Source organism: Streptomyces sp. NPDC058683 (genome assembly GCF_042716195.1).
In the GTDB taxonomy this organism is placed as follows: domain Bacteria; phylum Actinomycetota; class Actinomycetes; order Streptomycetales; family Streptomycetaceae; genus Streptomyces.
In genome coordinates, this window is the sequence record NZ_JBHXSK010000071.1 from 30,992 (window position 1) to 55,238 (window position 24,247).

The following is a 24,247-nucleotide window of genomic DNA, read 5'->3' on the forward strand; positions in this document are numbered from 1 at the left end:
GATGGACGGCACTTGACCTCGCGGGTACGCTCCAGGCCTCCCTCCTGAGCCGTAGTCGAAGGACTGGAGCGATCTTCGTCTGGTGCCACATGAACTCGCGACGTCGTCGTGCGACCGTCTCACGCGACGGTCGTAGGGTGCAGCCATGGCCTACACGTCACTTCACCGCTCCGTCGGAGCCCAACCCGGTCGTGTGACCATCGGGATGCTCGACCAAGCTGCCGCGATCGGGCTCGGCGAGGCCGAGGATCTCGATTGGAAGCTGGACGCCGACGAGGTGAAGGACAATCGCGAGCACGCCAAGGACTTCGCCGCCCTGGCCAATGCCCAAGGCGGGATCATCGTCACCGGCGTCGCCGAGAACGGCACCGGCGGCGCGGACACGGTCGTCGGAGTCGAAGACCCCCGCGCCCGGGCCCTGGCCGACCGGTTCCGCGGCATCGCCAACTCCATGGTGCGGCCTTTCATCCCTGCCTTCACCGTCTACACCGTGCCGTTGCCCTCCACGCCCGGCCGTTCCGTGGTCGTCGTCCAGGTTCCGCGAAGCCCGGAATCGCCGCACCTGGTGCCCTGGGACAAGGACAGCTGGCGCTATCCGAAGCGTGTCGGCGCCGACACGGTCTGGCTGGGCGAGTCCGAGATGGAGGCCGCGTACCGGCGGCGCTTCGCCGCCCGGCGGGACGCCGAGGTGCGCCTGGAGGAGCTCGCCGCGCGCCTCGACCCGCACCTGGCAGGAGAGGCCCGGCGCGTGTGGGTGGTCGTGACCGCCGTCTGCTCGGTACCGGCCCCGTACGACACCGCACCGGTCATCGACACCAGGTCGGCCGACCCGGGCATGACCGAGATCTTCCGCGCCTTGTCCGAGAGCGAAGACGCCAGTTTCCTGCGGCACCGGCTGACACAACTCGCCCCGCGCGTCGGCCTGCGACGGACGGTCTTCACCGAGTCCCGCCCCTACACCGGCCAGTGCGACCGCGCCTACATCGAACTGCACCACGACGGCTCCTTTGCCGGCGCCCTTCAGGCCACGTCCGCGCTCCAGCACGGTCCCACCCTGCTGCCCCGGCTCGACTTCGAGAGCACGGTCCGCGACCTGGTGACCGCCGCCGCCGTCCATGCCCACCGGCGAGGTGGCGACGGCATGCTGCAACTCCGTGCCACCGCAGTCACCGAAGGCGGCGTGATGGCGCTCGCCAACCGCGGCAGCCAGTACGACAAGCAGGTCGACGGCAGCCTCGCCGTACACCCCGAGCCCGCGCTCACCGAGGCGCCGCTCCAAGACCTCGCCGCCTCGCCAACTGGCCGTCGTACGGCGGCAACCCGCCTGCTGCTGGACCTCACCCACCAGTTCGCCGTCGAAGATCTACTCGCCCCCTGACGGGCCGAATGGCCTCGTCCGGCGGTGGCGACGGCCGACGGCAGACCTCCGTGCAAAAGGGCACGCCGTGGTCTGCCGGTGTCGTGCCAGGCACGGACGTCCCATTGTCAGACCCTGCCGGTAGCGTCGTGGGTGTCACAGGACTCTGATCACGCCGAAAGAGCCCTGGAACTGCGGACATTGCACGTCGGTCCCGCCTGCCGGGGACCTGGGCATCGCGATCGGCTCGGCCGCGACCGTCGCGACGTTTCTCGTGGCGATCGGACTGGCGTCAGCGCCCTCGAGTTCCGCAGATCCGCCTGACGGGCGCGTCGTACCCACGTGTTCGGCCCTTACTCCCAGGTGTTGACGGGCACCCACTGTGCAACATCCGCCACTCCGTAGAGGGCGACATCGACGCGAAGAAAATGGCCGCGTCTCTCGCGTCCGGGCCGCGCGGTTCGGTTCACTGACTACGCAGCCGGGTCACCGTCACCACTGCGTGCCGGGTTGTCCCGGCGAGAACCTCAACCAGTAGTCCGGGAGCGGCGGTCGTGTAGGGCTCCCCCGACCGAGCGCGCGCTGCGCGGAGGGCCGCTCACGGTGAGGTGCACCGCGATCTGGGCGGCGAGCGGCGCCTTGAGGGTCTGGGTGAGCGCAACGCGGCCGTCGGGGAGGCGGACCGCGAGTGCCCGTGGCCTGGCGGCCGGTCCGGTGTAACCGACGATGTCGGCCTCCACGGTCTCGGCATGTCTGATCTTCTTCCAGATCCGGCCGGTGGTCCTGTAAGCGGATGTGGCCTGCTTGGCGACGATGCCTTCGATGCCCTTTTCCGGGAGCTGCTGGTACCAGGTCATGGCCACCGCCAGGTCGTCGGTCATCGAAACCAGCTGGATCGGCGGCCTGACGTCGTACGCCTCCAGCAGGTCGACGAGTAGGGCACGGCGGTCGTCGTACCGCCGTCCCCGGACGTCGCCGTGCTCGGGGTGGAGAAGGATGTCCCACGCCACGAAATAGGCGGGCAGGACCTCGGCGAGGAGGCGGGCGCGGGCGGGGGTGGACAGGGCGCGCGACTGCGCGGCCGCGAAATCGATCCTTCCGTGGGCATAGCTCACGGCTTCGCCGTCGAGGACCAGGCCCGGCGGGAGCACGTCGAGGGCAGCGAGGGCCAGGTCCATCCAGTTGGCGGTGACGTCGCGCCCGGAGCGAGCCTGTAGCCGGACGGTGGCTTCCTCACGCCAGACGACAGTCCGGTGGCCGTCGAGCTTGATTTATGCGCTGTTGGGCTGTTCATGAGTCATCCTCTGCCCCCTGACGATCATGAATTCGGGTGCGTATCTGTATCTGCCGGCAATAAGCACGAGGGTGTTACCGCAAGGCGCTGGATCTGCGGGACGTCTCATGCGGCGTTACGGTTTGAGAGAGGCCGCTCAGGTGAGGAGGCCGGAAAGATGCTGGTGGAGACGCTGACGGCGTTGGCCGCGGCGGGCGGCACGGCTGTGGTGCAGGCTGCGGGCACAGATGCGTGGACGGGGTTCCGGCAGGCGGTGGCGCGCTGGTTCGCAAGGGGCGACGCCCAGCGAGAGCGGGCGGAACTCGAGCGGCTCGACCAAACCGCCGCTGCCTTGGAGACCGCTGACCCGACCCAGGTGGACAGGGTGCGGATCAGCTCGGAAGCCGCCTGGCATGCCCGCATCGAGGCAGCACTGGAGCGCCTGGAGGAGCCGGAGCGCGAGCAGGCTGCCGATCAACTCCAAACGCTGCTGGTCGATCACGTCCCAGGCGTGGCTGTGACGGCCGGACAGGGCGGAGTGGCCACGCAGGGAAACCTGGACATTCGCGCGGAGCAGGGCTCGATCGCGGCCGCAGTCATCCAGGGGGATGCGCAGATCGGCCCTCATCCGGCGTCGGCCCCGCCCCAGGACTGAGCGGGCCGACAAGCCAACCCCCGGCACCCGAGGCTATCCGTGCGCCAGTGAGTATTGCGGCCAGGGATCACAGCATCGCCGCTGCGTGGATCGGCAATGTCGCCTATCACGCCGCACCGCGGCCACCCGTGACCTGGCCACACCAGGTCGGCACGCTCCCCCGGCAGGCAGACTGCTTCCAGGACCGGGCCACCTCCCGGCAGCTAGATCATGCAGGCCATAGCGAGGACACTGCGGCCTATGGCCAAGTTTTGGTCGGTCTTGGCGGAGTCGGCAAGACACAGCTCGCTGCCCACCACGCCCGCACCTTGTGGCAGGCCGGCAAGCTCGACCTGCTGGTGTGGATTACCGCTGCCACCCGCGACTCGATCGTCGCAGGCTACTCCCAGGCTGCGGTCGAGATCATCGGCGCCGACCTCCATGATGGGGACTCGGCCGCGCGGGCGTTCCTGGCCTGGCTGGAGCCCAGGCCTGGCACCACGCGCCGCTGGCTGGTCGTACTTGACGACCTCGCCGACCCAGCCGATCTGCGCGGCTTGTGGCCCCCCGCCAGCACGCACGGCCACACCATCATCACCACCCGTCGCCGCGACGCAGCCCTCACGGGACACGGCCGTCGGCTGGTGCCGGTGGGGCTGTTCACAGACGGCGAGGCAATCACCTATCTCACCACTGCTTTGGCTGATCACGGCCGCCATGAACCTGAGGACCAGCTCGCTGGGCTTGCCGACAGCCTCGGGCACCTGCCGCTGGCTCTGTCCCAGGCAGTGGCCTACCTCGTTGACGCTGACCTTTGCTGTGCCGACTACCGTGCCTTGCTTGCAGATCGAGCTCGTCACCTCACGGACATGCTGCCTGCGGCATCGGGATTGCCTGACGACCAGACCCGCAACGTCCCGGCCACGTTGTCCCTGTCCCTGGAGCGTGCCGACCGGCTTCCGCCGATCGGGTTGGCCCGTCCCATGCTGCAGCTCGCCGCACTGCTCGACCCTCACGGCATCCCCGCCTCCGTTCTGATCAGCCCGCCAGCCCTCTTCCACCTCATCCAGCACAGTACGAATGACGCGCTGGACCAGATGGATGTCGAAGATGTCCAAGCGCAGGCCACACAGGCGCTCCGGGCACTGCACCGCCTGAGCCTGATCGACTACGCGCCCGGCAGCGGCTACCAAGCAGTCCGCGTCCACCAGCTCGTCCAGCGCACCGTCCGGGACTTCCTTCTCCCCGCAGACCAGCTGGACCCACTCGTTCGTACGGCCGCGGACGCTCTGGTCGCCGCCTGGCCCGGTATTGAACGCGACACCGCCCTCGCTCAAGCACTGCGTGCCAGTACCGATGCGCTCACCCGCCATAGCGAAGGCGCCCTGTACCAAGATGACGTTCACCCTGTGCTCTTCCGTACGGGGCGAAGCCTCGGCGAGGCTGGCCAGGTCACTGCTGCCCGCGACTACTTCCAGCACCTGGCCAGCACCAGCCAGCAACATCTGGGTCCCGACCACTGGGACACCTTCATCGCCCGGCAAGAGATCGCCCGCTGGAGGGGGAGAGCCGGGGATGAGATAGGGGCGCTTAACGCCCTCGAACAACTTCTCGTAGATCAGGAACGCGTGCTGGGCCCCGACCACCCCGCCACGCTTACCCTTCGGCACAACATCGCCCACTGGTGGGGAGAGGCGGGGGTCGCGGACCGTGCAGCCGCAGCCTTTGAAGAACTCCTCGCGGACCGGGAGCGGGTGCTGGGCCCGGACCACCCTGACACGCTCATCACGCGCCAAAGCCTGGCCCGCTTCCGGGGTCAGGCCGGGGATGCGGCTGGCGCCGCCGCGGCCTTTGAGGGACTGCTCGCGGATGAGGAGCGGGTGCTGGGGCCCGACCACCCGGTCACCCTTACCGCCCGATACCACGCCGCTTTGCAGCAGGCGAAAGAGGGGGACGCGGTCGGCGCCGCTACCGCGCTCGAACAAGTTCTCGCGGATGAGGAGCGGGTGCTTGGGCCCGACCACCCCAGCACACTCTCCGCCAGGCAAAGCCTCGCCTACTGGCGGGGGGAGGCCGGGGATGCGGCCAGCGCAGCCGTCGCACTCGAAGAACTCCTCGTGGACCTGGAACGGGTGCTGGGCCCCGACCACCCTGACACGCTTACCGCCCGATACAACATCGCGTCGCAGCGGGGAGAGGCGGGGGACGCGGTCGGTGCCGCTACCGCGCTCGAGCAAGTTCTCGCGGATGAGGAGCGGGTGCTGGGCCCCGACCACCGCAACACACTGATCACCATGCTCGACCTCGCCCGCTGGCGGGCAAGGGCAGGGGATCCTGCCGGCGCGGCCGCAGCCCGCGAACGGCTGCTCGCATATCAGGAGCGGGTGCTGGGCCCCGACCACCCTGACACGCTTACCGCTCGGCACAACATCGCCTACTTGCGGGCGGAGGCTGGGGATGCCGCCGGTGCGGCCGCCGCCTTCGAAGAACTCCTCGTGGACCGGGAGCGGGTGCTGGGCCCGGACCACCCGGACACGCTCGAGGCTCGGACTCACCTGGCCCACTGGCGGGGGGAGGCGGGGGATACGGCTGGCGCCGCCGCGGCCTACGAAGAACTCGTCGCATATCGGGAGCGGGTGCTGGGGCCCGATCACCCCAGCGTTCTCGTCACCCGGAGCGACGTGGCCTACTGGCGGGGGAAGGCGGGGGATACGGAGGGTGCTGCCGTCGCACTTGAGGAACTCCTCATAGAGATTGAGCGGGTGTATGGGCCCGACCACCCTGACGCCCTCGACACTCGGGCTCACCTGGCCCACTGGTGCGGGGAGGCTGGGGATGCGGAGGGTGCCGCCGTCGCACTTGAGGAACTCCTCATAGACGTGGAGCGGGTGCTGGGCCCGGACCACCCGGACGCCCTCGCCGTCTTGAATGGCCTGGCTCACTGGCGGGGGGAGGCGGGGGATGCGGCTGGCGCCGCCGCGGCCTACGAAGAACTCGTCGCATATCGGGAGCGGGTGCTGGAGCCGGATCACCCCAGCACACTCGCCGGCAGGCAAAGCCTCGCCTACTGGCGGGGGGAGGCGGGGGATGCGGAGGGTGCTGCCGCGGCCTTCGAGCAGCTCCTCGCGGGCCGGGAGCGGTTGTTGGGGCCGAATCACCCTGACACGCTCACCACTTTGAACAACCTGGCCTACTCGCGGGGGGAGGCGGGGGATGCGGAGGGTGCCGTCGCGGCCTTCGAGCTACTGCTTGGACGGACGCTGCGGGTTCTGGGCCCCGACCACCCGGACACGCTCCACTCTCAGAAGGGCCTTGCTTACTCGACGGGAGAGGCGGGGGACGCCGCAGGCGCCGCCGCGGCCTTCGAGCAGCTCTTCAGGGACCAAGAGCGGTTGTTGGGGCCGAATCACCCCGACGCCCTCGCCGCCTTGAACAAGTTGGCCTACTGGCGGGGGGAGGCGGGGGATGCGGAGGGTGCTGCCGCGGCCTTCGAGCAGCTCTTCGCGGGCCGGGAGCGGGTGTTGGGCCCGGACCATCCCGATACGCTCACAGCTGGACAGTTTTTCGCCAACTGGCGGGGCAAGGCGGGGGATGCGGAGGGTGCCGCCGCCACTTTCAAACAGCTCCTTGTGAACCAGGAGCGGGTGTTGGGCCCGGAACACCAGCTCACCCTCGCTGCCCGGCTATTCCTCGCCTACTGGCGGGGCAAGGCGGGGGATGCGGAGGGTGCTGCCGCGGCCTTCGAGAAACTCCTCGCGGACTATGGGCGGGTACTGGGCCCGGACCATCCAGATACGCTCAAGGTTCGGGCTCATATTGCCCGCTGGCAGGGCCAATCCGAGTGATACAGCAGAGGGCCATCAATCGACGGCGGAAGCAAGTAATCGAAGCGCCCTCCCGTAGATGATCACGTATGTGGAAGTGGAGGATTCGGCGGACGACGGCAAGTGATGAACCCTGTCCATAATTTCATCTCGTACCGCCAGCCCGTCCCGACCGGCAAGGTCGGGACGAGCTCGGCGAGCGCGACGTCGACGGGGAAGTCCACAGCCTCAGACTCCGGCCACGACGATCCGCATGCATGTGGAGGAGCACTACCGAAGCAGGCGCATCACCGTCTTCACGGTCAGCGTGAGCGGCGTGTCCTGGGCGGCCACGGCGGTGCCGTAGGCGATCGCGACGTGCTCGATTGCCTTCATCGCGGCATACAGAACGCGGGCCTGGTGCTCGGTGAGTTCGTCACCGACGTCGACGGCAAGCGAGGTGAGGGCGATCGTCGCGAGGACGACGAGCGCCGCGAGCAGCACGTGTGCTGGAACGAGAGTGGCATGACTGCCTTTCCGGGCCGGACAGTCGCCGGCCTCACCCCTTCCGCGGGAACCCGGCTGCCGTACAAGATCGGATCGCAAAGTGAGACGCATGTCACATTCGTGCGTCTCGGCCTGTGAATCAGGGCCGTCTGGCACCTTGCGGTTGTGACTGCGCGCCCCAGTTGGCCACTGAGTACTTCAGTTGGCCGCTGGTGCTTGGCAGCCTATTCCTGAACCTGTTTCCGCAGGTCAGGGCTTCGCGCGAGTCAAAGAGCAGGGAAGCGGCGGTCGGGCGGGGGGGTCCCTTATGGGGGGCCCAACGGCGGTGTCGGGCGGGGTGAGCCCATCCCCGGGCCGCCGGGGCGCCCGCGACAGGCCCCCCACCGGGTCCCGGGACATCTGGATCGTCGCGACGACGGTGTCGGGGTCTTCCATGCCGACGAAGTCGACCGGCTGCTGCAACTGGAACAGGTCGCCCCGCGGGGGGTACTGGGTCAGCTGCCCGATGAGCGTGAACTGGTTCTTCGTGGTCAGGATCAGCGGCTCGCTGCCCGGCTGTTGGATGACCATGGTGCAGGGGCTCAGGACCAGGGAGCACTCGTACTTGGGCGGGTACTGCTGCGTCACCTTCAGCAGGCTGGCCGGCTCGACGTCGATGTCACTCTGCTCGATGGTGATGGAGCCGCCTTCGGCTCCCCGGTCGTCCAGTGCGGGGAGTTCCGCGCTCGTCCTGAAGCCGACCAGCCGCAGCCGGACGCTGTTGATCGGGTCGTTCGGGTTGACGTCGACGCGGTGCTTCCAGCCACCGCGGAAGTCCACGGAGACGAGCTTGTTCCGGATCTGCAAGGGAGTGTTGATGGCCAGCGAGGTGCACGGGATCTCGGCGCCGAGCGGGGGAAGATGGGGCATGCGGCATTCCTTCGCGTTGAGGGGTGGGATGGGGACCCATCACCCCACCCTTGGGCCGGGCACGCCCCCGTGCGAACGGTGCCGTCCGCACGGGCCATGGAGTTCACCCCATCGCGCCGCTCCCACCTCACAACCACGGCCGGCGCGAAAGTCTGCTACGACACGGCCTGAGTGCGCAGATGGCCAACTGAAGTACTCAGTGGCCAACTGAGGCGCTCAGTCACAGCGGTCTGCGTGCGGCGCGGGACACCGTCACGAGAGCTGTTCGCACGCTTGTGCGATTTCGAGTTATGGTGGATACCTGGAGAGGACACAGGTCAGGGAGGAGCGCGACAGGCAGGAGGTGCAGGCCGTGGATTTACTCATCTGCGCGTCGCCTCCGGCTACAGCGCTCGCTACGGCGCCTCTCTCCCCGGCGCCCTCGTGCAGCGGGCTGCCGAGCGCGGGATGACGACGCTCGCGCTGACCGATCGGGACACCGTCGCGGGCACGGTCCGCTTCGCCAAGGCCGCCGCGGCCGCCGGGATCCGCCCCGTCTTCGGGGTCGACGTCGCCGTCGCCCCGCTCACCCCGACGGACCCGGCGGCTGGCCGACCCCGTACGCCCGTGCGCGGTGGCGCGCACGTGGTGGAGCCGCCGCTGCGGGTCACCCTGCTCGCGCAGAGCCTGGCCGGGTGGGCGCGGCTGTGCCGGCTGGTGTCCGCCGCGCACGCCGAGGCCGACGGTGCGGCGCCGGCCGTGTCCTGGCCTGCCCTGCGCGCCTACGCCAGCGAGGACCTGGTGGTGCTGCTCGGCCCCTCCTCCGAGCCGCTGCGTGCCCTGTCCGCGGGCCGCCCCGACGTCGCTGAGCAGCTGCTTGAGCCGTGGCGGGAGCTGGCCGGGGACCGGCTGCGCCTGGACGTCGTGTATCTGGGGCGGCAGGGCACCGGGCCGGGATCGCTCCGGCTGGCCGCCCGCACGGTGGGCCTGGGCGACCAGGTGGGGGTGCGTACGGTGCTGACCAACGCAGGTCTCCATGCCGGATCGGCGGATGGACCTGTACTCCCGGCTCCGAGAGCACCGGCTCGCAGCGTGGCAGCGTCGGCCCGACGTACACGTGATGCAAGGCTCCTCCAGACAGTCAAACAGGAGGGGTGTCCTCCCCGAGCCCGACGGACACGGGGAGGACACCCTGGGCACGGCTTCAGATCAGGGCGTGTACGGGTCGTCCTGCTCGACGTCCTCGGCGACGACCACCGGCTCAGTGGTCACCGGGTTCTCCTCCGCCAGTGTGTCGACGGCGGTGGTGGCGGCCGCGGCTGCGGCAGCGGACTTGGGCATAGCGCCTCCTGTAGAACGGAGTTCAGAGGCCGGGCAGGAACCGCCACGGCCTGTGGACATCCGCCAGTGTGGCTAGGCCCGACACTGCCTGGGCAGGGGGCGGCTGTCCGCACTTGTCCGCAGCCGGTCCAAGCTCCTCCTACCGCCCGGCAGGAGAGTGTGTGCTGGTCACCGCAGTACCCACGTGTCCGCACCGTCTGCGGACAACCAGCAACCGCAACGCCGTGGAGGTAGCGATGCCGGCATCCGACGAAGTGACCTTCGCCGCTGAATTACGGCGGCTGCGGAACCAGTTGCCGCTGCGCTCGCTCGCGAAGCGGGCCAACTGCAGCAAGAGCCTCATCAGCGACCTCGAACACAGGAGGCGTACTCCGACTCCTCGGATCGCGGGCGCTCTGGACAAAGCGCTCGGGGCCGACGGCACACTGGTGGCGTTAGCCGAAGCGGAGAGCGAGCGGGCAGCCCCTACGGTTGTGGACAAGACCGTGGATGGGCTCTTGCGGGAATGGGACATCGTGCTTCGCAGGGACTTCCTCAGGGGAACCGGCGCTGCAGCAGCGGCACTGACCACCGGGATGGTCGTGGACACGCCCATCGACGCGGACAGCCACGACCTGCTGGCCGCCCACAAGGACTTACGCGCTGTCCACGGCCGGCTGGACAACCTCCGCGGCGCTCACGCGGTATACCGCCAAGCCATCGAACACCACCATCAGATCCTCACGTGGCACGCCAGCGCCACCGGCACCGACCGGGCGCGAGTCGCTGCCCTCGCCTCCGATACCGGAGGCTTCATCGGCTTCCTCGCCTACGACCTCGGACAGCCCGAACTCGCCGCCACTCACTACCGCGACGCCGCCGCGCACGCCCACCATGCTGGCGACGTCTCCTCTTGCACCAACCTCCTCGGCCAGATGAGCCGCATCCTGGCCGATCTCGGCCACTACGACCAGGCGCTCACTTTGGCCGACCGAGCCCTCCAACTAGCCAGCACTCGCGCCCATCCCGCCGTACGGTCGTGGCTCCATGCCGTCCGCGCACATCACCGCGGCTGCCTCGGAGCAGGCCGTGCCGCGCAAGCCGACCTCGGCACGGCATGGAAGCTGCTCGGACGCGCAGACGACGGCGAGAAACCCCCGTACATCGGCTACTTGGGCACCGCCGAACTGAAGAAGTGGACCGGCCACACGATGGTCCGGCTTGCCTCGAAGGCACCGAACCTGATCCCCCAGGGCCGCGCCGCGCTCGACGAGGCCCGTGCCGAGTGGCCGGCCACCATCGTGCGTGGCTCTGCCGAGGTCTTGACCGCAAGTGCCCGTATTTACCACGCGGCCGGAGAACGGGACGGCGCTGCTGATCTTGCCTCCCGAGCCGTCGCCGTGGCGACGAGAACGGGCTCCGCTCGAAACCTCCAAGCCGCGCTGAGTGCCCAGACTTTGATCACGGCGGATGTCTAACCGCACCTCCAGTAGCCGATCGGTAACGGCAAACACCGCCTTCGGCTCACACAAGCCCGTGCCTGCCTTGAAAGGTGCCCGCGATGGAACGCCGAACCCTCCTCACCGTCACCGGCGCCGCCTTGTCCACCCTGGCCGCGCACCCCGCAGGGAGCTCTCACGACGAACTGGCCCGGACCCCAGACGGCAAACCGGTCAGCGGGGACTTGGTCGCCTTCCTGGAGAACTCCACTCAGCGCCTGGCCGCTCTCCCCACCGAACAGCGCCAGCACATTCCCGCACTGCTGGACTCCCAGTTGGCCACCGTGACCGAACTGCTCGAACACGCCCGCTGCACGCACGCCCTCAAACTGCGACTGCACACCCTCGCAGCCGCCCTGGCCCAGACGGTCGCCTGGCACCGCTTCGACCTGGGCCGCCACACCCACGCCATCCAGCACTGGGTCACTGGCCTGCACAACGCCCACGCCGCCGGTGACCGCGACATGGGCGCTGGCCTTCTCGGCGACCTCGCCTACCAGGCCGCCTGGCGCGGCGACCACGCCACTGCGGCCCGCATCCTCCAGCACGCCCTCACCCGAGCCGAGAACCCGGCAGCCCGCTGCCTCCTCCAGCTACGCCTGGCCCGCACCCTCGCCGCACGCCACGACCACAGTGAACGAACAGCCGTACTGCGCGCCCTGGGGGCGGCCGAAAAGCACCTGAGCGCCGCCGACTCCGACCAGCCCGACTGGTGCGCCTGGATCTCAGAAGCCGACCTTGCCATCGACTCCGGCCAGGCCCTCCTCGACCTCGGCGATACCCGCCGCGCCCACCAACTCATCGCCGAGGGCGAGTGCCTCCTGCCCGCCTCGCGGGACAAGACGAAGGGCGTGTTCCTCACCTACCAGGCCACGAGCTTCCTCGACCAGGAAGAACCCGAGCCTGCTGCGGCCGCCGCCACGGAGGCGTTGCTCCTGGCTCGCCGAATCGGTGCTCCCCGCTGCATCAAGCTCGTCGAGAGTCTCCTCCCCCGCTTCCAGCCCTACACCCGAGTCCAGGGCGTTCCCGAACTCCTCGCTGCCGCCGCGTAACACTCGGGACACCCACACCGCCGCCCAGTTCTGGAGCACCGTGCACCGCCGAAATCTCCTCACCAGCGCCTTCGCTCTCGGCGCCTACACCACACCGCTCAGCCGGTGGCTCGCCGTCCCCGAGGACCCGGACGCCTCCCACCCCGGGAGCCGCCGCGTCGGCCGCCAGGACCTGGACGCGCTGTGGGATGCCGCCGCCCACGCGCAGCGCCAGGACTCCCGGTACGGCGGAGGCACCCGCGAGGCCTCCCAGGTCGGCCGCATCCTGCGTGAGCGCGCCATCCCGCTCCTGCACGGCGGCTACACCGACGCCGTGGGCCGGGAGCTGTACGCCGGGACCGCCGAACTCGCGCGCGTCGCGGGCTGGAGTGCGCTCGACATGGGGCACCATGCCCTCGCGCAGAGGCACTTCATCCAGGCCCTGCGGATGGCGAAGGCGGCGGGCAGCATGAATGTGGGCTGCCACGTCCTGACCAATTTGGCTCTCCAGACGACCCTGCGCGGCTACCCCGACGCGGCCGTGGACATGGCGCAGGGCGCTTTCGACCGCGCCCGTCACAAGGCGGCCCCCCGAGTTCTCGCGTTCGCCAAGTTGATCGAGGCCCGCGCGCACGCCCGGCTCGGCGATCGCCGAGCCGCCGCGGCCGCGCTCGCCGACTCCGAGCGGCTCCTCGAACGCGCAGACACCGCTCCCGGCCCCGAACCCTCGTGGATCCGCTACTACACGCCGGCCCGGATGAGTGCCGACGCCGTCGAGATCCACCGCGACCTGAACCTGCCCGCCGCCGCTCTGCGGTGGAACGAACAGGCCACACCCATGTCCGCGACCGACTTCACCCGCTCCGTCGGCCTGCGCATGACCCTCGTCGCTACTGCCCACATCCAGCGTGGCGAACTCGACAGGGCCCTCGCCGACGGACAACGAGCGATCATCATCCTCAGCAGCGTGCGCTCCGCCCGCGCCGCCGGCTATCTCACCGACGTCGTACGCGCCATGGCGCCACGGCGTCGCGACCCCCGGGTCGCCGGTTTCTCCCAGCGCGCCCATCAGGCCATCGTCCTCAGCACAACCCGGACCTCCTGACCACAGCAGCAGGACATGAGAAACGGGCCGAGCAGGATCGTGGTCCGGCGGTGGCGTGGCACGAGAGGACAGCGCGCGGTGTGGGCAGGTCGTCCTGGCGCCCCACAGGCCGGCTGCCGAGATGACTCAGGCGGACAACGAGCAGGCCATCACCTTCGAGGTACCGGCCGAAGACGCATAATGGCCGGCCCCCGCGGGCGGGATCCTCAGCTTGTCGACCAACTGCGCAGCTGCGCGGCGATCTCCTGCACCCGGGCACCCTTGTGCTTGGCCCGCATGACGAGCGCGAGGGCCTCCTCCGGCTCGTAGTGCAGGACGATGCCGTTGGTGTTGAGGAACGTCTCGGCGACCAGCCAGGCGAAGAACTCGTTCTTCGCTTCGAGCGGTTCGTGGAGCGCGATGGTCTCCAGCATGGCCGCGGCCTTGAGCCAGTCGCTGGCGTACACGTCGCGGTCCATGTAGTGGGCCTGGACCCGGGCGCACACGGCGTCCAGCACGCCCAGGTCGGCGCAGGCCGGATCTCCTGGGAGGGTCTGTGCGATCTGCAGAAGCTCTTGCGGGGTGAGGAAGCGGGTCACGCGGCGTGGCCGTGCTGTGGGAACTCGTGCAGGTCGCGGCTGCCCATGGGCGCGGGGTCGGGCCACGCGGCCGTGCCCGTGTCGGCGGCATTGGTGTCCTGGGTGGCGAAGACCTCGGCGAGCTGTGGGACGCGGTCGCGGGCATGGCCGAGGGCCTTGAGGAACGGGTCATCGGCAGCTTTGAGTGCCGCTTCGCGGACGAAGTCCGCGGGCGACTTGCCGGCGATGTGGGCAGCTGCCTCGACGCGCGCGTACTCCTCCGGCTCGAAGGGCGGCACCTGGGATCCGTTCTGGTCCATACGAGGGACGGTACCAGCGGATCCGGCTCCCGACGAAGGCGTTCGGGCGAGAAGAGAGGGGCAGCGGCCGACGGACGGCGGGTGCCCCTTCAAGTCTCCAGCGAACGTACCAGGTGATCGTCGGCTCGCGCGGGCTATGTGATGGTCAGGCGCTGGTTCGGGCGGCCTCGGAGTACGCGTCGAAGAAGCGGTCGCCAGTGAGCTTGTGGTCAGCGAGCTGAACAGCGACGGCCTGCTCGTCGCCCCACCGGCCCAGGTCGCTGGCGAGCGCGACGGTGTACCGGACGACCGCCTGCTTCAGGAGCTCGAACCTGGCCGGCGTCACGACCCGCATTCCCGGCTGCGGGGTGGCCTTGGCGTCGCAGACGCCGCTGGGATGCACCATGACGGGCAGAGCCTTGACCTCGGGGTTGTTCTTGTTGAGCCAGCGGACGCTGCCGCCGAGCTGGTCCGCGTCTTTCTTGGCGATCGTGTCGGTGACGCACCCGGTCTTCAGCTCGATTACCGCCTGTCGCGCGGTCGACAGCGCCCAGAGGTTGTCCGGACCCGTGCCGTACAGCTTCTCCGGCCTCGTGCTCACGAACCCAAGGTGGCGGCCCAGCCGCTCCCAGGCCCGCTCGGCATCGTCGGTACGTTCCTCATCGCCCCAGACCACTTCTTCCAGCAGTGCCTTCACGCCGAGGACCAGGTTGACGCCGTCGCTGTACTCGGCGGACAGGAACTGCGCGGCCGCGCGAGCCTGCACGGCGGCCGCCTTGATCTGCGCCGGAGGCACGCCGGCCACCGGCTTCAGGACGAACTGGTTCTCGTCCAGCGCGCCGGACAGCACCCGCTGGGCAGCGTCGCGATCCGTCAGGTGCAGGTAGGAAGCCTTCTGCTCCTGCAGCCAGCCCCGCAGCGCCGGGTCGTCAAGGTCGTTCACGGTGAGTTGGATACGGTCGGCCGCCGCGATGGTCCGCCCCGTTGCCGCCATGTCGAACGCCTTGCGCAGAGCGACGGCCTCCGGCCGTACGGTCCCGTGCGGCGCGTACCGCACCTCGGCCAGCGCCCGCCGGCTGCGCTCGGTCCACTTGGGCATCCGGGCGAGACAGGCCCGCAGCGCCTGGCGCACAGCGTCCAGGCCCTCGCCCTTGATCTGACGTGCGATGTCGCTGCTGAGCTTGAGCTGCGCCTGGGTGGCCGGCGAGAACAGGCTCAGATGACGCGGTTCGTGGATGGCGACGCCGAGGCTGGCCCCGAGTAGCAGCACGGCGCAGTAGTCCTCGCTGTCGCGTACGCCGCGCCCCATGCCCTGCTCGATCCGCTGTACCTCCCTGGCCAGGCGGACAGAGCTGTCGGCGAGTGCGACCGCCTCGCGCCGCTCCACCGCGTCGAGCGGACGTGGGATCCCGTCGAGGATCAGCAGACGGCAGGCGTCCGCGGGCAGGTCGACACCGTCGTACTTGTTGACCAGGACCACCAGGCCGACATGACCGGCCTGCAGTTCCTCGACACCGGCGGCGAGGTCACCGACCCGGTAGGTGCGGTCGGCGTGGCTCTCCCAGGCCGCCGCGGCCTTCTCGCTGGGCACCAGGACCACGACGTTGACCGGCTTGTCCTCGATGACGCCGTCGCCGTCCCGGTCCCCATCCGCGAACTGGCGGGCCAGCTTCCGTACGGCCTCGGGATCGAGTTCCGGGTTGAGCGCGACCGGCGCCAGGATCATCCGGTCTCCCAGGTCAGCGGCGCTGCCCGGCGTAACGGGCCGGGCCACGAGAGCGGGATCGGCATCGAGGTCGGTCACGAGGGCGCTGTCGTCGGAGAGCGTCGCGGTGAGGTAGACACGCCGGCGTGCGCGTACGAACGAGGGGATGCGGTCGATCGGCGGGCAGGAGGGCCGGATCTCCACGGCCTTCGTCGTTGCCGTCACGGTGCACAGGTGCAGTACTTCGGCGATCAGCGGCCAGGCGAACTTGAAGGCGTCGTCGAACCTGTGGGGGTGGAGGATCTCCATGACCCGGGCCTGCTTGTCCGCCCATGCCCAGAACGGAATCGGCGCCAGGGCGGTGGGGTCCTTGTCCTGGAGCTCTGCCCACGCGTTCGCCGACTGGTGCTGCAGGTCCTCGGTGAACAGGTCCAGCAGCTTCTGGTACGCCACGTGACTCGCCGGAACCCGGAGCCTGAACTGGTCCTCCGTCGTCGCGAGCGCGGCGTGTGCGTCGTCGACGACGACGATTCCCAGATCGCTCGGCTCGCGTCCGTCACCGACGACCCCGAACACCGACTTGCCGTTGATCAGCTTGTAGTAGTTCGTCACCAGTACGGCCTGCGCGGCGAGGAATGCCGGGTCCTGGGGATCGTCGGTGGTGGCCACGCTCAGCTTCGTGGCCTCCGCGCGGACCTGCCGGACCAGATACTTGTCCGGGGCCAGGTATACGGCCTTTCCGATGCCCTCGTTCAGGGTGCTCTGGGCGATCAGAAGACCGACGGCGGTCTTGCCGCCGCCGGTGTTCTGCTTGATCACGACATCTCGCTCGTCCCGTCGGTGATCGAACCACTCATCGAGCACCTCGCCCTGCTCATGGCGCAGATAGGGCCACGGACGGTTGGCCAGTCCTGCGTAGATGTCCCGGGGGCGAAGGATCGCTTCGCTGTCCCCCGTACCGATCCGATCCCAATCAAGCGCCATCCCGGTACCCCTCCCCAAACGTGCGCGGGCGGCTCACAGCGCCCCAGATGCCGCCATTCTCCACCAGTTCAGGGAAGTGCCAGGTGCGGAGACGATCATCAACGCCGACGGCCAGGCGTGGGTATGCCCTCCGCCGCCGGGGGGCGCGGCGACGGAGGGCAGCCGGGATGTGGCCGGGTTCAGGCCTCGGTGCGGACCGAGCAGACGTCGATGCTCCTGACGCCAGGGCGCAGGGCGGGATCCTGCTCGGCGTAGCCGCGGACCAGGACCTCGTCGCCGACCTTGAGCGCGCGTCCGAGCAGTTCCTCGGCCGCGGCGAAGCGGGCGGCGTCCGCCCGGGCGTGTGCCGTCTCAAGATGACTTCGGCCCCACCAACCCGGCCCGATCGGCTGACGTGATGTCGCGTGCCATGAAGTTGCACGGACGACCGTCGGCGCCTACAGCGGATCGGGACCGCAGGTGGCGCAGCGTCGCCTCGTGGTGTTCTTCTGCCGCAGTTCTTCCGCCGTGTACAGGTCGGGCAGGAGTGGCCCCGGGATCGCGGCTTTGTCGGTCGGCCTCTATGAGAAGCTTCGCAGGACACTGGAGACAGCGTGGGTATTGCCGCTCTCCTTGGCCAGGAGGGCAAGGTCTCGCGCCTGTTCCGGGCTGCTGTTGATCTTCTTCCCGCTCCTTGCCAGGTAGGCGTAGGCAACTGATGTAGCGAACAGGGCGTTAGAGCGATCCAGAGCCGGATTATGAATTAGCTGCACCAGGAGGGCAGCTGCCCGGTCATAAGGGCTGGGATATACGGGGAGACCGAAGATCTCTGCTTTGATGCGGCTCACAGCAGCCACCAGCGATCCGAAGTCAGCGACTGCAGGGTCCCCCGCTATCCTCTCTGCGACCCTGAGAAGCCAAGCGAGGTCGATTTCGCTGTTCGCAACAGGCTCTGCTGCTGGCTCGGGTCCTTCGAGCCCGAGAAGTTCCAGAACGCTTCGCAACCGTACCGAATCGGCGGCCGTCATCTCCGGTTTGGCAGCTGCGGTCACGACGCTGGCTACTGCGTCGAGGGCAGCGTCATCGGCGTCCGGGTACACGTCGGCGAACATCTGGCGCGTGATCTGCCGTGCAGTCGCCTTCTCCGTCACAGCCCCCTCCGTCCTGCAGTGTTCATCGGGAAGTCGAGGTCCCGGTGCCCGCACACCTCATACAGCAACGGTCCTGCTCCCAACTTTGCATGCCCAGCACTTCCCCGCCTGAGCGAGTGTCTTGCAGAGGACAAGCGCCAATCGCTCAGCTTCCTCCCGCGCCTCCTTCTTCGACAGCTTTTCCAGCTCCTGCACGCTGTTTCCATAGTGCTCAACAGTGCGCGTCCAGTGATCTTTGGCTATCTCCCAGTTCCCCGAGTGAGCCCGCTGGACGAACTCTTCCGCGAAGTGTTTCCTCTCGCCGCCCGCATCGTAGAAATCTGTCAGAGACGTCATGGCGCGGTCCCGCTCGCCTGCTGTGGCGGCGTGATGCCCGCTTCTTCGAGCATGCGGCGGGTGACTTCCTCAGCGGACTCCTGCCGACGTTGGTCGGCTTGCTGGCTCACCAGGTACCCGACGGCTCCGCCAACGAATGCCGGTGTGATCAGCCATCCCATCAACGACAGGACCCATGCGAGTGCACGGTGGTTCGTAGCAGCGGGAGAGGTAATGGCCACCAGCACCTCGTACGAGACGGTCCAGCCCAGCACGAACCCGCATGTCACATAGACGGCTGTAAAAACGAGTGCCCAGGGAAGTCCCCTCTTCAGGAGCCAGTACACGGGCCGGTTCCATCCCGACAGACCGCGGTAAAAATCCCGTATGCGCTCTGCCAGAGTGTCCTTCGGTGGAGGCGTTATAGGAGAGTGCTGACTCACAATCAGAACATAGCGCGACACTGCGGAGTTGCGCTCCCCTCTGTCCCACAGCGGCTGCTTCTCCCGTCCTTGTTGGCTGGGCGCCTGGCGGGAGACCGTCGCCCTGCTTCACCTGTTCATCAGCACCTTCTAGGGTCACCGCCAGATGCCCGTCGCCTTTGTGTCCCTCGCCACTCCGCCCCTGTTCCGCTCATGGCCGTAGGTATGGGGAGGATGTACAGGGACCTGCTCAACGTGGGCATCAACCCGGTTCCCATGGCCCTGGTGAGGGCCGGCGCTCTTTCACCCTGCATGCGCGTCCGCACGTACGCCTTCCGTGCCTGGTTCAGCCAGATCCGGTTCACCCACACCACCTGACGTGCCCGCACAGCGCGGCACGTCGAGGACCTGATGAGCAGGAGAGACGTCGAGGGGGCGGAGTTGACCCATGCCAGCCCGAAGGCCCTCAACTCTCCTGTCTCAGGTAGTCGGGCCCGAGATTGACTTGCCGAACGCCTCGCGTCCCTGCTGCGCCTGCGGTTCGGCGAAGCCTGGGTACCGGACCTCGCCGCGGACAGCCGCAGCGCACTGCTGCGCAGCCGCGGGGGCCGCGCCATCTGCGCGGCCCCCGAGCCGACGGCCAACCGCATCGTCCTCCAGGCCTGGGTGGACTGGGACTGGGTGACCCCCACCGCCGTCTACACGGCCGACCCGGCGGGCCACCGCGACCTCGCTGTCGCACTGACAGCCCGCCTTTCACGCCGTACTCCGGCCCGGCACTGGGCTCCGGCAGCCATACCGGCTTCCCGCGACGCGCGTTTTTCCCGGGCGCGGTCTCCGACTCCGGGAACGCCCTGGCAGCGAGTTCGCGCATCGCCCTGGTCTGCCGTTCGACCGCATCCGGTGGACAGAGGTCTGGCCCGCCGCTACGGGGGAAAGCGACGGGCCAGCACCACCACCCTGCCACAGCGACACTCACGCCGTACGACATGACGGCGAAGTGAAAATTGCTCACCGGTCGCAGGAGCGGATGTGGCCGCTGGAAGGTTCCTGCGGCCACGTCCACGGGTCACGGCCGAGGAAGTCGCATCGCCTTGACGCTGCGCGGTCGGGCGGCCTGTCGAATTGTGTCCGCATCGCTCGCCCCTCGAACAGAGATGGCAGGCGCATACGTCGGCGTGATCTGGAGGCGCGGATCGCAGCAGGGGTTGGGGCAGGCCAGGAAGGCCACCAGGCTGATGACGTCGGATTCGGTACGGCGGGTGCGCTGGTTTTCGCCTGGCGAGGGTGGCTGGGGGCTACGGTGCATGGAAGGCGTCCCTTTCGTATGGCGTCCTGGTGGGGAGTCCGCCCGGCCGGTGGCCTCGGAACCGGTGGCCGGAACGGGACTCCCCCCTTTTTCTCTTCTTCGGCTCAGCGCCGGTTCAGCGGCCGGCGGCGAACTCCTGCAGTCGGTCGACCAGTTGCAGGTCTGGCCGGGCCACGATCACGGAGCGGTCAGGCGCGCGTGCGGCGAGCCGGTCGACCTCGTTCTCCAGGCGACCGCTGGGGGGCAGCGCGCGGGAGCCGTTGAAACGGACGTAGCGGGCGAAGAGCTCCAGGCCTTCGAGGAACGCGGCATCGGGCGGCGCAGAGTCGGCCATGGAGTGGGTGAGCTGGTAGAACCAGTGCCAGGCCCGCTTGGACTCGCCGAGGGCCAGGTGGTGCAGGTGCAGGCAGTAGGCGGCGGCGCGGCTGCCGGCGCCCGCGGCGAGCTGCCACCAGAACTGGGCGGACTCCGGATGCCGAGTGAGGTAGAGCAGGCAGGCGAAGGCGAGCGCGCCGTCGACGTCCAGGTGTTCTTCGGTCAGTGGTCCGTGGTCGGGGCCTTCGGCGATTTTGGCGACGTGGTCGGCGACGGCCGGCTCGTTGAGGACCCACCGGCACACCACGCCCAGGCGCTGGCCAGCCTGTGCGGCCCGGGCGATGTCCGGGGTCGGGGTGGGGCGGCGGGCGTCGGCGGCCAGCCGGCGAAGCCCTGCGGCGACATCGAACCGGCTCGGGGCCGTGACGGGCAGCCGGACCTCGCCGAGCAAGGCATCCAGAGTTGTGGTGGTCACTTTCGTTCACCCTTCTGCTGGGGCTTCTTGCGGTCGTCGGGGAGGCCGAGCTTGAGGCGCAGGCGCTCCTTGCCGCGGCGCAGGTGGTGGCCGACGGTGCGGTCGTCGATGCCGACGTACCAGGCGACCTTGGCAACGGGGTAGCCGAGGATGTAGCGCAGCACGATCACCTCGAACTGGCGGTTGGGCAGTTCCGCGATCGCCTCGTACACGCCGCTGGTCGACTCCATCTTGTGGAGCTTGTCCCGGGCCGTGGCAAGCGCCGGGGCCAGCGCCTGCGTGATGGGCCCGTTGATGACGAACGCCGGTGCGCGGCCTTCGCGTTCGAGGCGGTCGTGGACGGCCCGCCGCATGATCGCCCAGGCGCCCTGTTCGAGGGAGCCCGAGCTCAGCAGCTGTGTCCAGCCCGCAAGGATCTGGAGGAACACCTCGTGTATGACCTCTTCGGCCACCTCGCGGGTACCGAAGTGGGCCTCCGCATAGGCGTGGTACGGCTCCTGGTGTCCGAGGTAGAAGGCCTCGAAGTCCAGCGGCAGATCCAGCGGCCGGTACATGGACTGCGACAGCCCCGCACCCGGGTCAGAGGCTGGGGCGCCCTCCAGGGCGTCGTCGTGACTCACGCGGGCCTCCCGGCGGAACGGCACATGGGCAGGCTCTTCCTCTCCATCGAGGGTCGGCTGGGACCGGCGCCAACTCGTGCGCGCCGACGGCCCGTTGGGCCTGCCACCTACCTAAGTGATTCGCGGGACGGATCACTCACGGCCCATAGAAAAAATCACCGAGCGTTCCCGGCTCACAGCATGCTGCAACCTTCAACAAGCAGCGCTAGTCACCCTCGGTAGCCCTCTGACCAGGTAAAACCCGGTCGAGGGAGGTGGCGAACAGTCCTGCGGATCCCACCGTGTTCTGCATCACACCTGGTCCTGACACCCGGCGCACACCCGGCGCGCGTCGGCGCGCAGACATCCCCGGCGCACCCCGAAGCTTCACTAAGAGTGACTGTATGACTGTCTACTGAATGCGGGCAGCGTCACTCGTCAAGACCGGTCACGCATCACGGCGTTGCTGGCGGAAACACCCCGTGGTGACGTCCCGATCATGCTGTCGACCGGGCCCGTGAGTATCGGGACCGACCACTGAGCGGGAGCGCAAGGGACCCGGCGGTGACGTCGGCGCCGACGCGTCACAGAGCGCGGGCCACCGCGCTGATCCCGTTGGGGAGTCATCACCGGAGGGTGCGTACGTGATGCCGTAGTCGCGGCTGCAGAGGCGGGCCTCCGCTGCCGACCCGGTGACCTGTCGCAGCCACAGCGCGTGCGCCACCGAATCGCGCGCCGCCGCTCCTGCTTTCTGGGCTGGTTGTCAGTGGTGGGCGGCAGGATGCGGTTCATGACAACACCTGCAGCAGTGATCGTGGATGCCGCCGCCTACGCGCAGGCGGTCGGAGAGGCCGTCGGTGCGGCGGCCGCGTACTACGCGGGTGGCACGTCGCCGCTGGACGACGACGCCTACGACCGGCTGGTGCGCGAGATTGCCGCGTACGAGACGGAGCATCCCGAGCAGGTACTGCCCGGCTCCCCCACCGGGAAGGTGGCCGGCGGCGCGGTGGAGGGCGATGTCCCGCACACGGTGGCCATGCTGAGCCTGGACAACGTCTTCTCCCCGGAGGAGTTCACCACCTGGACGCAGTCCCTGGCCCGCCGTATCGGGTATGAGGTGACCCGCTTCCACGTCGGCCCGAAGCTGGACGGCCTCGCGATCGCCGCCCGCTACACCGGCGGCCGCCTCACCGTCTGATCACCCGCGGGGACGGGACGGCCGGGGAGGACGTCTCGCACGCGATCGGCACCATAGAAGGGCTGCCCGAGCAGCTGGCCGAGCCAGTCACCGTAGAACTGCGCGGCGAAGTCCTCATGACGACCGCCCAGTTCGAGTACGCCAACACCGTGCGCACCGAGCACGGCGGGATGCCGTTCGCCAACCCGCGCAACGCCGCGGCGGGCACACTGCGCGCCCGCGAGAGGCTCTACACATCGCCTTCCCCGAGGCCTGCCCGCGCTGCGGATCGGACATCGACAAGAGCGAAGAACGCTGGCGGTGCACCCAGGGCCGCAACTGCCACCTGGTCGCCTCCCTCTCCTACGCCGCCGGCCGCGACCAGCTCGACATCGAAGGCCTCGGCACCACCCGCGTCGTCCAGCTCGTCGACGCCGGCCTCGTCACCGACCTCGCCGACCTGTTCACCCTCACCCGCGAACAGCTCCTCTGCCTGGACCGGATGGGCGACACCAGCACCGACAACCTCCTTGCGGCGATCGCGGCGGCCAAACTGCAGCCGCTGTCCCGGGTACTGTGCGCGCTCGGGGTACGCGGCACCGGCCGCTCCATGTCCCGACGCATCGCCCGCCACTTCGCCACCATGGACAACATCCGCGCCGCCGACGCCGAGGCGATGCAGCAGGTCGACGGCATCGGTACGGAGAAGGCACCCTCGATCGTCGATGAGCTGGCCGAACTCGCCCCGCTCATCGACAAGCTCACCGCTGCCGGAGTGAACATGACCGAGCCCGGCGCCACCCCGCCCGGCCCCAGCAGCGAGGTGAGCCCCGACGGCGACGGCGAGGCGCTCGTCGTCGCGCCGGAGGCGGGTCCGCTGGCCGGGATGACCGTGGTCGTCACCGGCGCGATGACCGGGGCTCTGGAAAAGCTCTCCCGCAACGAGATGAACGAACTCATCGAACGCGCCGGCGGCCGCTCGTCCTCCAGTGTCTCCAGGAAAACCACGCTCGTTGTCGCAGGCGAGGGCGCGGGCTCCAAGCGTGCCAAGGCCGAACAACTCGGCATCCGAATCACTGCGCCTGACGAGTTCGCCGCCTTGGTCGCCGACTACCTCAACTGATGCATCTCGGGCACGGCATGTTCCGCAGCTCACAACGGTCTGCGAGACGTAAACGGGAACAAAGGCACGGCGGTTGACCGTTCATCTACATGTGACCGCGGAGGGGACAGTGTCCCCGGGCCTCACCTATAGCCCATGGGGACGATCGTCCGGCCGAAGCCCCATGGAGCCTGCCGCCGAGAGGCGACCGCCCTCCGCACGTCACCGCCCGCGGCCCCGGCCTGCTCCTCATCGCGATGGTGGCGGTGGCCGTCGGGATCGGCGTCTACCAGAACCCGAAGAAGAACAGCACCACGGTCCCGGCCACGGGAGACCTGGGCGCCGCGATCGGTGCCGGCGTGGCCGTGGCGGGGCTCCTCGTGGCGATCGGGTGGGCGGCCGTGCCGCCGCGAGCGCGGCTGGCCCCGCCACCGGCGGTGG

At 69.0% G+C, this 24,247-nt stretch carries 19 protein-coding genes and 2 pseudogenes; 9 read left to right on the plus strand and 12 right to left on the minus strand.

Going from position 1 to position 24,247, the window contains the following annotated elements:
* Window positions 1–205 precede the first annotated feature (205 nt).
* The gene (locus ACFWXC_RS47530; protein WP_384489556.1) at window positions 206–1,378 is read left to right on the plus strand and encodes a helix-turn-helix domain-containing protein; all 1,173 of its coding nucleotides are present in this window, start codon (window positions 206–208) and stop codon (window positions 1,376–1,378) included.
* Between the two features lie 506 nt (window positions 1,379–1,884).
* On the opposite strand, the gene ACFWXC_RS47535 is transcribed toward ACFWXC_RS47530, so the two are convergent.
* Window positions 1,885–2,628, minus strand: a complete 744-nt coding sequence (locus tag ACFWXC_RS47535; protein ID WP_384489585.1) for a DNA ligase — start codon at window positions 2,626–2,628, stop codon at window positions 1,885–1,887.
* Window positions 2,629–2,808: 180 nt separating this feature from the next.
* On the opposite strand from ACFWXC_RS47535, the gene ACFWXC_RS47540 reads away from it, so the two are divergent.
* Both ACFWXC_RS47540 and ACFWXC_RS47545 read left to right on the plus strand, forming a co-directional pair.
* On the plus strand, window positions 2,809–3,285 hold the full coding sequence (locus ACFWXC_RS47540; RefSeq protein ID WP_384489558.1) for a hypothetical protein: 477 nt from the start codon (window positions 2,809–2,811) through the stop codon (window positions 3,283–3,285).
* 47 nt (window positions 3,286–3,332) lie between these two features.
* The gene (locus ACFWXC_RS47545; RefSeq protein ID WP_384489560.1) at window positions 3,333–7,109 is read left to right on the plus strand and encodes a tetratricopeptide repeat protein; all 3,777 of its coding nucleotides are present in this window, start codon (window positions 3,333–3,335) and stop codon (window positions 7,107–7,109) included.
* Window positions 7,110–7,358: 249 nt separating this feature from the next.
* Here the strand turns inward: ACFWXC_RS47545 and ACFWXC_RS47550 are convergent, their stop codons facing one another.
* Window positions 7,359–7,571, minus strand: a complete 213-nt coding sequence (locus tag ACFWXC_RS47550; RefSeq protein ID WP_384489562.1) for a hypothetical protein — start codon at window positions 7,569–7,571, stop codon at window positions 7,359–7,361.
* A 252-nt stretch (window positions 7,572–7,823) separates the two neighbouring features.
* On the minus strand, window positions 7,824–8,483 hold the full coding sequence (locus ACFWXC_RS47555) for a hypothetical protein (RefSeq protein ID WP_384489564.1): 660 nt from the start codon (window positions 8,481–8,483) through the stop codon (window positions 7,824–7,826).
* A gap of 366 nt (window positions 8,484–8,849) precedes the next feature.
* Here ACFWXC_RS47555 and ACFWXC_RS47560 point away from each other — a divergent pair.
* Window positions 8,850–9,503: pseudogene (locus tag ACFWXC_RS47560) on the plus strand (PHP domain-containing protein); the annotation flags it as partial.
* Between the two features lie 168 nt (window positions 9,504–9,671).
* On the opposite strand, the gene ACFWXC_RS47565 reads toward ACFWXC_RS47560, so the two are convergent.
* Window positions 9,672–9,803: a hypothetical protein gene (locus tag ACFWXC_RS47565; protein WP_384489591.1), complete on the minus strand. Its 132-nt coding sequence runs from the start codon at window positions 9,801–9,803 to the stop codon at window positions 9,672–9,674.
* Between the two features lie 236 nt (window positions 9,804–10,039).
* On the opposite strand from ACFWXC_RS47565, the gene ACFWXC_RS47570 reads away from it, so the two are divergent.
* From ACFWXC_RS47570 to ACFWXC_RS47580, 3 genes are all read left to right on the plus strand, one after another.
* Window positions 10,040–11,260: a helix-turn-helix domain-containing protein gene (locus ACFWXC_RS47570; RefSeq protein ID WP_384489566.1), complete on the plus strand. Its 1,221-nt coding sequence runs from the start codon at window positions 10,040–10,042 to the stop codon at window positions 11,258–11,260.
* Between the two features lie 83 nt (window positions 11,261–11,343).
* Complete coding sequence (locus tag ACFWXC_RS47575) at window positions 11,344–12,333, plus strand: XRE family transcriptional regulator (protein WP_384489568.1); 990 nt, start codon at window positions 11,344–11,346, stop codon at window positions 12,331–12,333.
* Window positions 12,334–12,373: 40 nt separating this feature from the next.
* The gene (locus ACFWXC_RS47580) at window positions 12,374–13,417 is read left to right on the plus strand and encodes a sporulation protein (RefSeq protein WP_384489570.1); all 1,044 of its coding nucleotides are present in this window, start codon (window positions 12,374–12,376) and stop codon (window positions 13,415–13,417) included.
* Window positions 13,418–13,623: 206 nt separating this feature from the next.
* Here the strand turns inward: ACFWXC_RS47580 and ACFWXC_RS47585 are convergent, their stop codons facing one another.
* The 6 genes from ACFWXC_RS47585 to ACFWXC_RS47610 form a co-directional block, all read right to left on the minus strand.
* Complete coding sequence (locus tag ACFWXC_RS47585) at window positions 13,624–13,995, minus strand: fic family toxin-antitoxin system, toxin component (RefSeq protein WP_384489571.1); 372 nt, start codon at window positions 13,993–13,995, stop codon at window positions 13,624–13,626.
* Window positions 13,992–14,294: a hypothetical protein gene (locus ACFWXC_RS47590; protein ID WP_384489573.1), complete on the minus strand. Its 303-nt coding sequence runs from the start codon at window positions 14,292–14,294 to the stop codon at window positions 13,992–13,994. The genes ACFWXC_RS47585 and ACFWXC_RS47590 overlap by 4 nt, the downstream gene beginning before the upstream one ends.
* Window positions 14,295–14,439: 145 nt before the next feature.
* Window positions 14,440–16,962, minus strand: a complete 2,523-nt coding sequence (locus ACFWXC_RS47595) for a DEAD/DEAH box helicase (RefSeq protein ID WP_384489575.1) — start codon at window positions 16,960–16,962, stop codon at window positions 14,440–14,442.
* 560 nt (window positions 16,963–17,522) lie between these two features.
* A complete protein-coding gene (locus ACFWXC_RS47600) occupies window positions 17,523–17,969 on the minus strand; it encodes a fic family toxin-antitoxin system, toxin component (protein ID WP_384489587.1) in 447 nt (148 codons plus the stop codon).
* A 180-nt stretch (window positions 17,970–18,149) separates the two neighbouring features.
* Window positions 18,150–18,428 (minus strand): DUF6313 family protein, encoded by a 279-nt coding sequence (locus tag ACFWXC_RS47605; RefSeq protein ID WP_384489577.1) that lies wholly within the window; start codon window positions 18,426–18,428, stop codon window positions 18,150–18,152.
* Window positions 18,425–18,754, minus strand: a complete 330-nt coding sequence (locus ACFWXC_RS47610) for a DUF6313 family protein (protein WP_384489579.1) — start codon at window positions 18,752–18,754, stop codon at window positions 18,425–18,427. The genes ACFWXC_RS47605 and ACFWXC_RS47610 overlap by 4 nt, the downstream gene beginning before the upstream one ends.
* Before the next feature lie 309 nt (window positions 18,755–19,063).
* On the opposite strand from ACFWXC_RS47610, the gene ACFWXC_RS47615 reads away from it, so the two are divergent.
* Window positions 19,064–19,207: a hypothetical protein gene (locus tag ACFWXC_RS47615; RefSeq protein ID WP_384489580.1), complete on the plus strand. Its 144-nt coding sequence runs from the start codon at window positions 19,064–19,066 to the stop codon at window positions 19,205–19,207.
* A gap of 1,046 nt (window positions 19,208–20,253) precedes the next feature.
* Here the strand turns inward: ACFWXC_RS47615 and ACFWXC_RS47620 are convergent.
* Window positions 20,254–20,928 carry a hypothetical protein gene (locus ACFWXC_RS47620; protein ID WP_384489582.1) on the minus strand — a complete coding sequence of 225 codons (675 nt, stop codon included), beginning with the start codon at window positions 20,926–20,928 and terminating at the stop codon, window positions 20,254–20,256.
* Entirely contained in the window at window positions 20,925–21,548 is a 624-nt protein-coding gene (locus ACFWXC_RS47625) for an RNA polymerase sigma factor (RefSeq protein WP_384489583.1), read from the minus strand. Before ACFWXC_RS47625 ends, ACFWXC_RS47620 begins: the two co-directional genes overlap by 4 nt.
* Before the next feature lie 769 nt (window positions 21,549–22,317).
* On the opposite strand from ACFWXC_RS47625, the pseudogene ACFWXC_RS47630 reads away from it, so the two are divergent.
* Window positions 22,318–23,827 (plus strand): annotated as a pseudogene (locus tag ACFWXC_RS47630) (helix-hairpin-helix domain-containing protein).
* The last annotated feature ends 420 nt before the right edge of the window (window positions 23,828–24,247 follow it).

Bases quoted from the DNA above. Each gene is read 5' to 3' on its own strand.
- ACFWXC_RS47530 (WP_384489556.1), top strand. From the start codon at position 206: ATGCTCGACCAAGCTGCCGCGATCGGGCTCGGCGAGGCCGAGGATCTC.
- ACFWXC_RS47540 (WP_384489558.1), top strand. From the start codon at position 2,809: ATGCTGGTGGAGACGCTGACGGCGTTGGCCGCGGCGGGCGGCACGGCT.
- ACFWXC_RS47555 (WP_384489564.1), bottom strand. From the start codon at position 8,483: ATGCCCCATCTTCCCCCGCTCGGCGCCGAGATCCCGTGCACCTCGCTG.
- ACFWXC_RS47565 (WP_384489591.1), bottom strand. From the start codon at position 9,803: ATGCCCAAGTCCGCTGCCGCAGCCGCGGCCGCCACCACCGCCGTCGAC.
- ACFWXC_RS47570 (WP_384489566.1), top strand. From the start codon at position 10,040: ATGCCGGCATCCGACGAAGTGACCTTCGCCGCTGAATTACGGCGGCTG.
- ACFWXC_RS47575 (WP_384489568.1), top strand. From the start codon at position 11,344: ATGGAACGCCGAACCCTCCTCACCGTCACCGGCGCCGCCTTGTCCACC.
- ACFWXC_RS47590 (WP_384489573.1), bottom strand. From the start codon at position 14,294: ATGGACCAGAACGGATCCCAGGTGCCGCCCTTCGAGCCGGAGGAGTAC.
- ACFWXC_RS47595 (WP_384489575.1), bottom strand. From the start codon at position 16,962: ATGGCGCTTGATTGGGATCGGATCGGTACGGGGGACAGCGAAGCGATC.
- ACFWXC_RS47600 (WP_384489587.1), bottom strand. From the start codon at position 17,969: ATGACGGCCGCCGATTCGGTACGGTTGCGAAGCGTTCTGGAACTTCTC.
- ACFWXC_RS47605 (WP_384489577.1), bottom strand. From the start codon at position 18,428: ATGACGTCTCTGACAGATTTCTACGATGCGGGCGGCGAGAGGAAACAC.
- ACFWXC_RS47615 (WP_384489580.1), top strand. From the start codon at position 19,064: ATGTACAGGGACCTGCTCAACGTGGGCATCAACCCGGTTCCCATGGCC.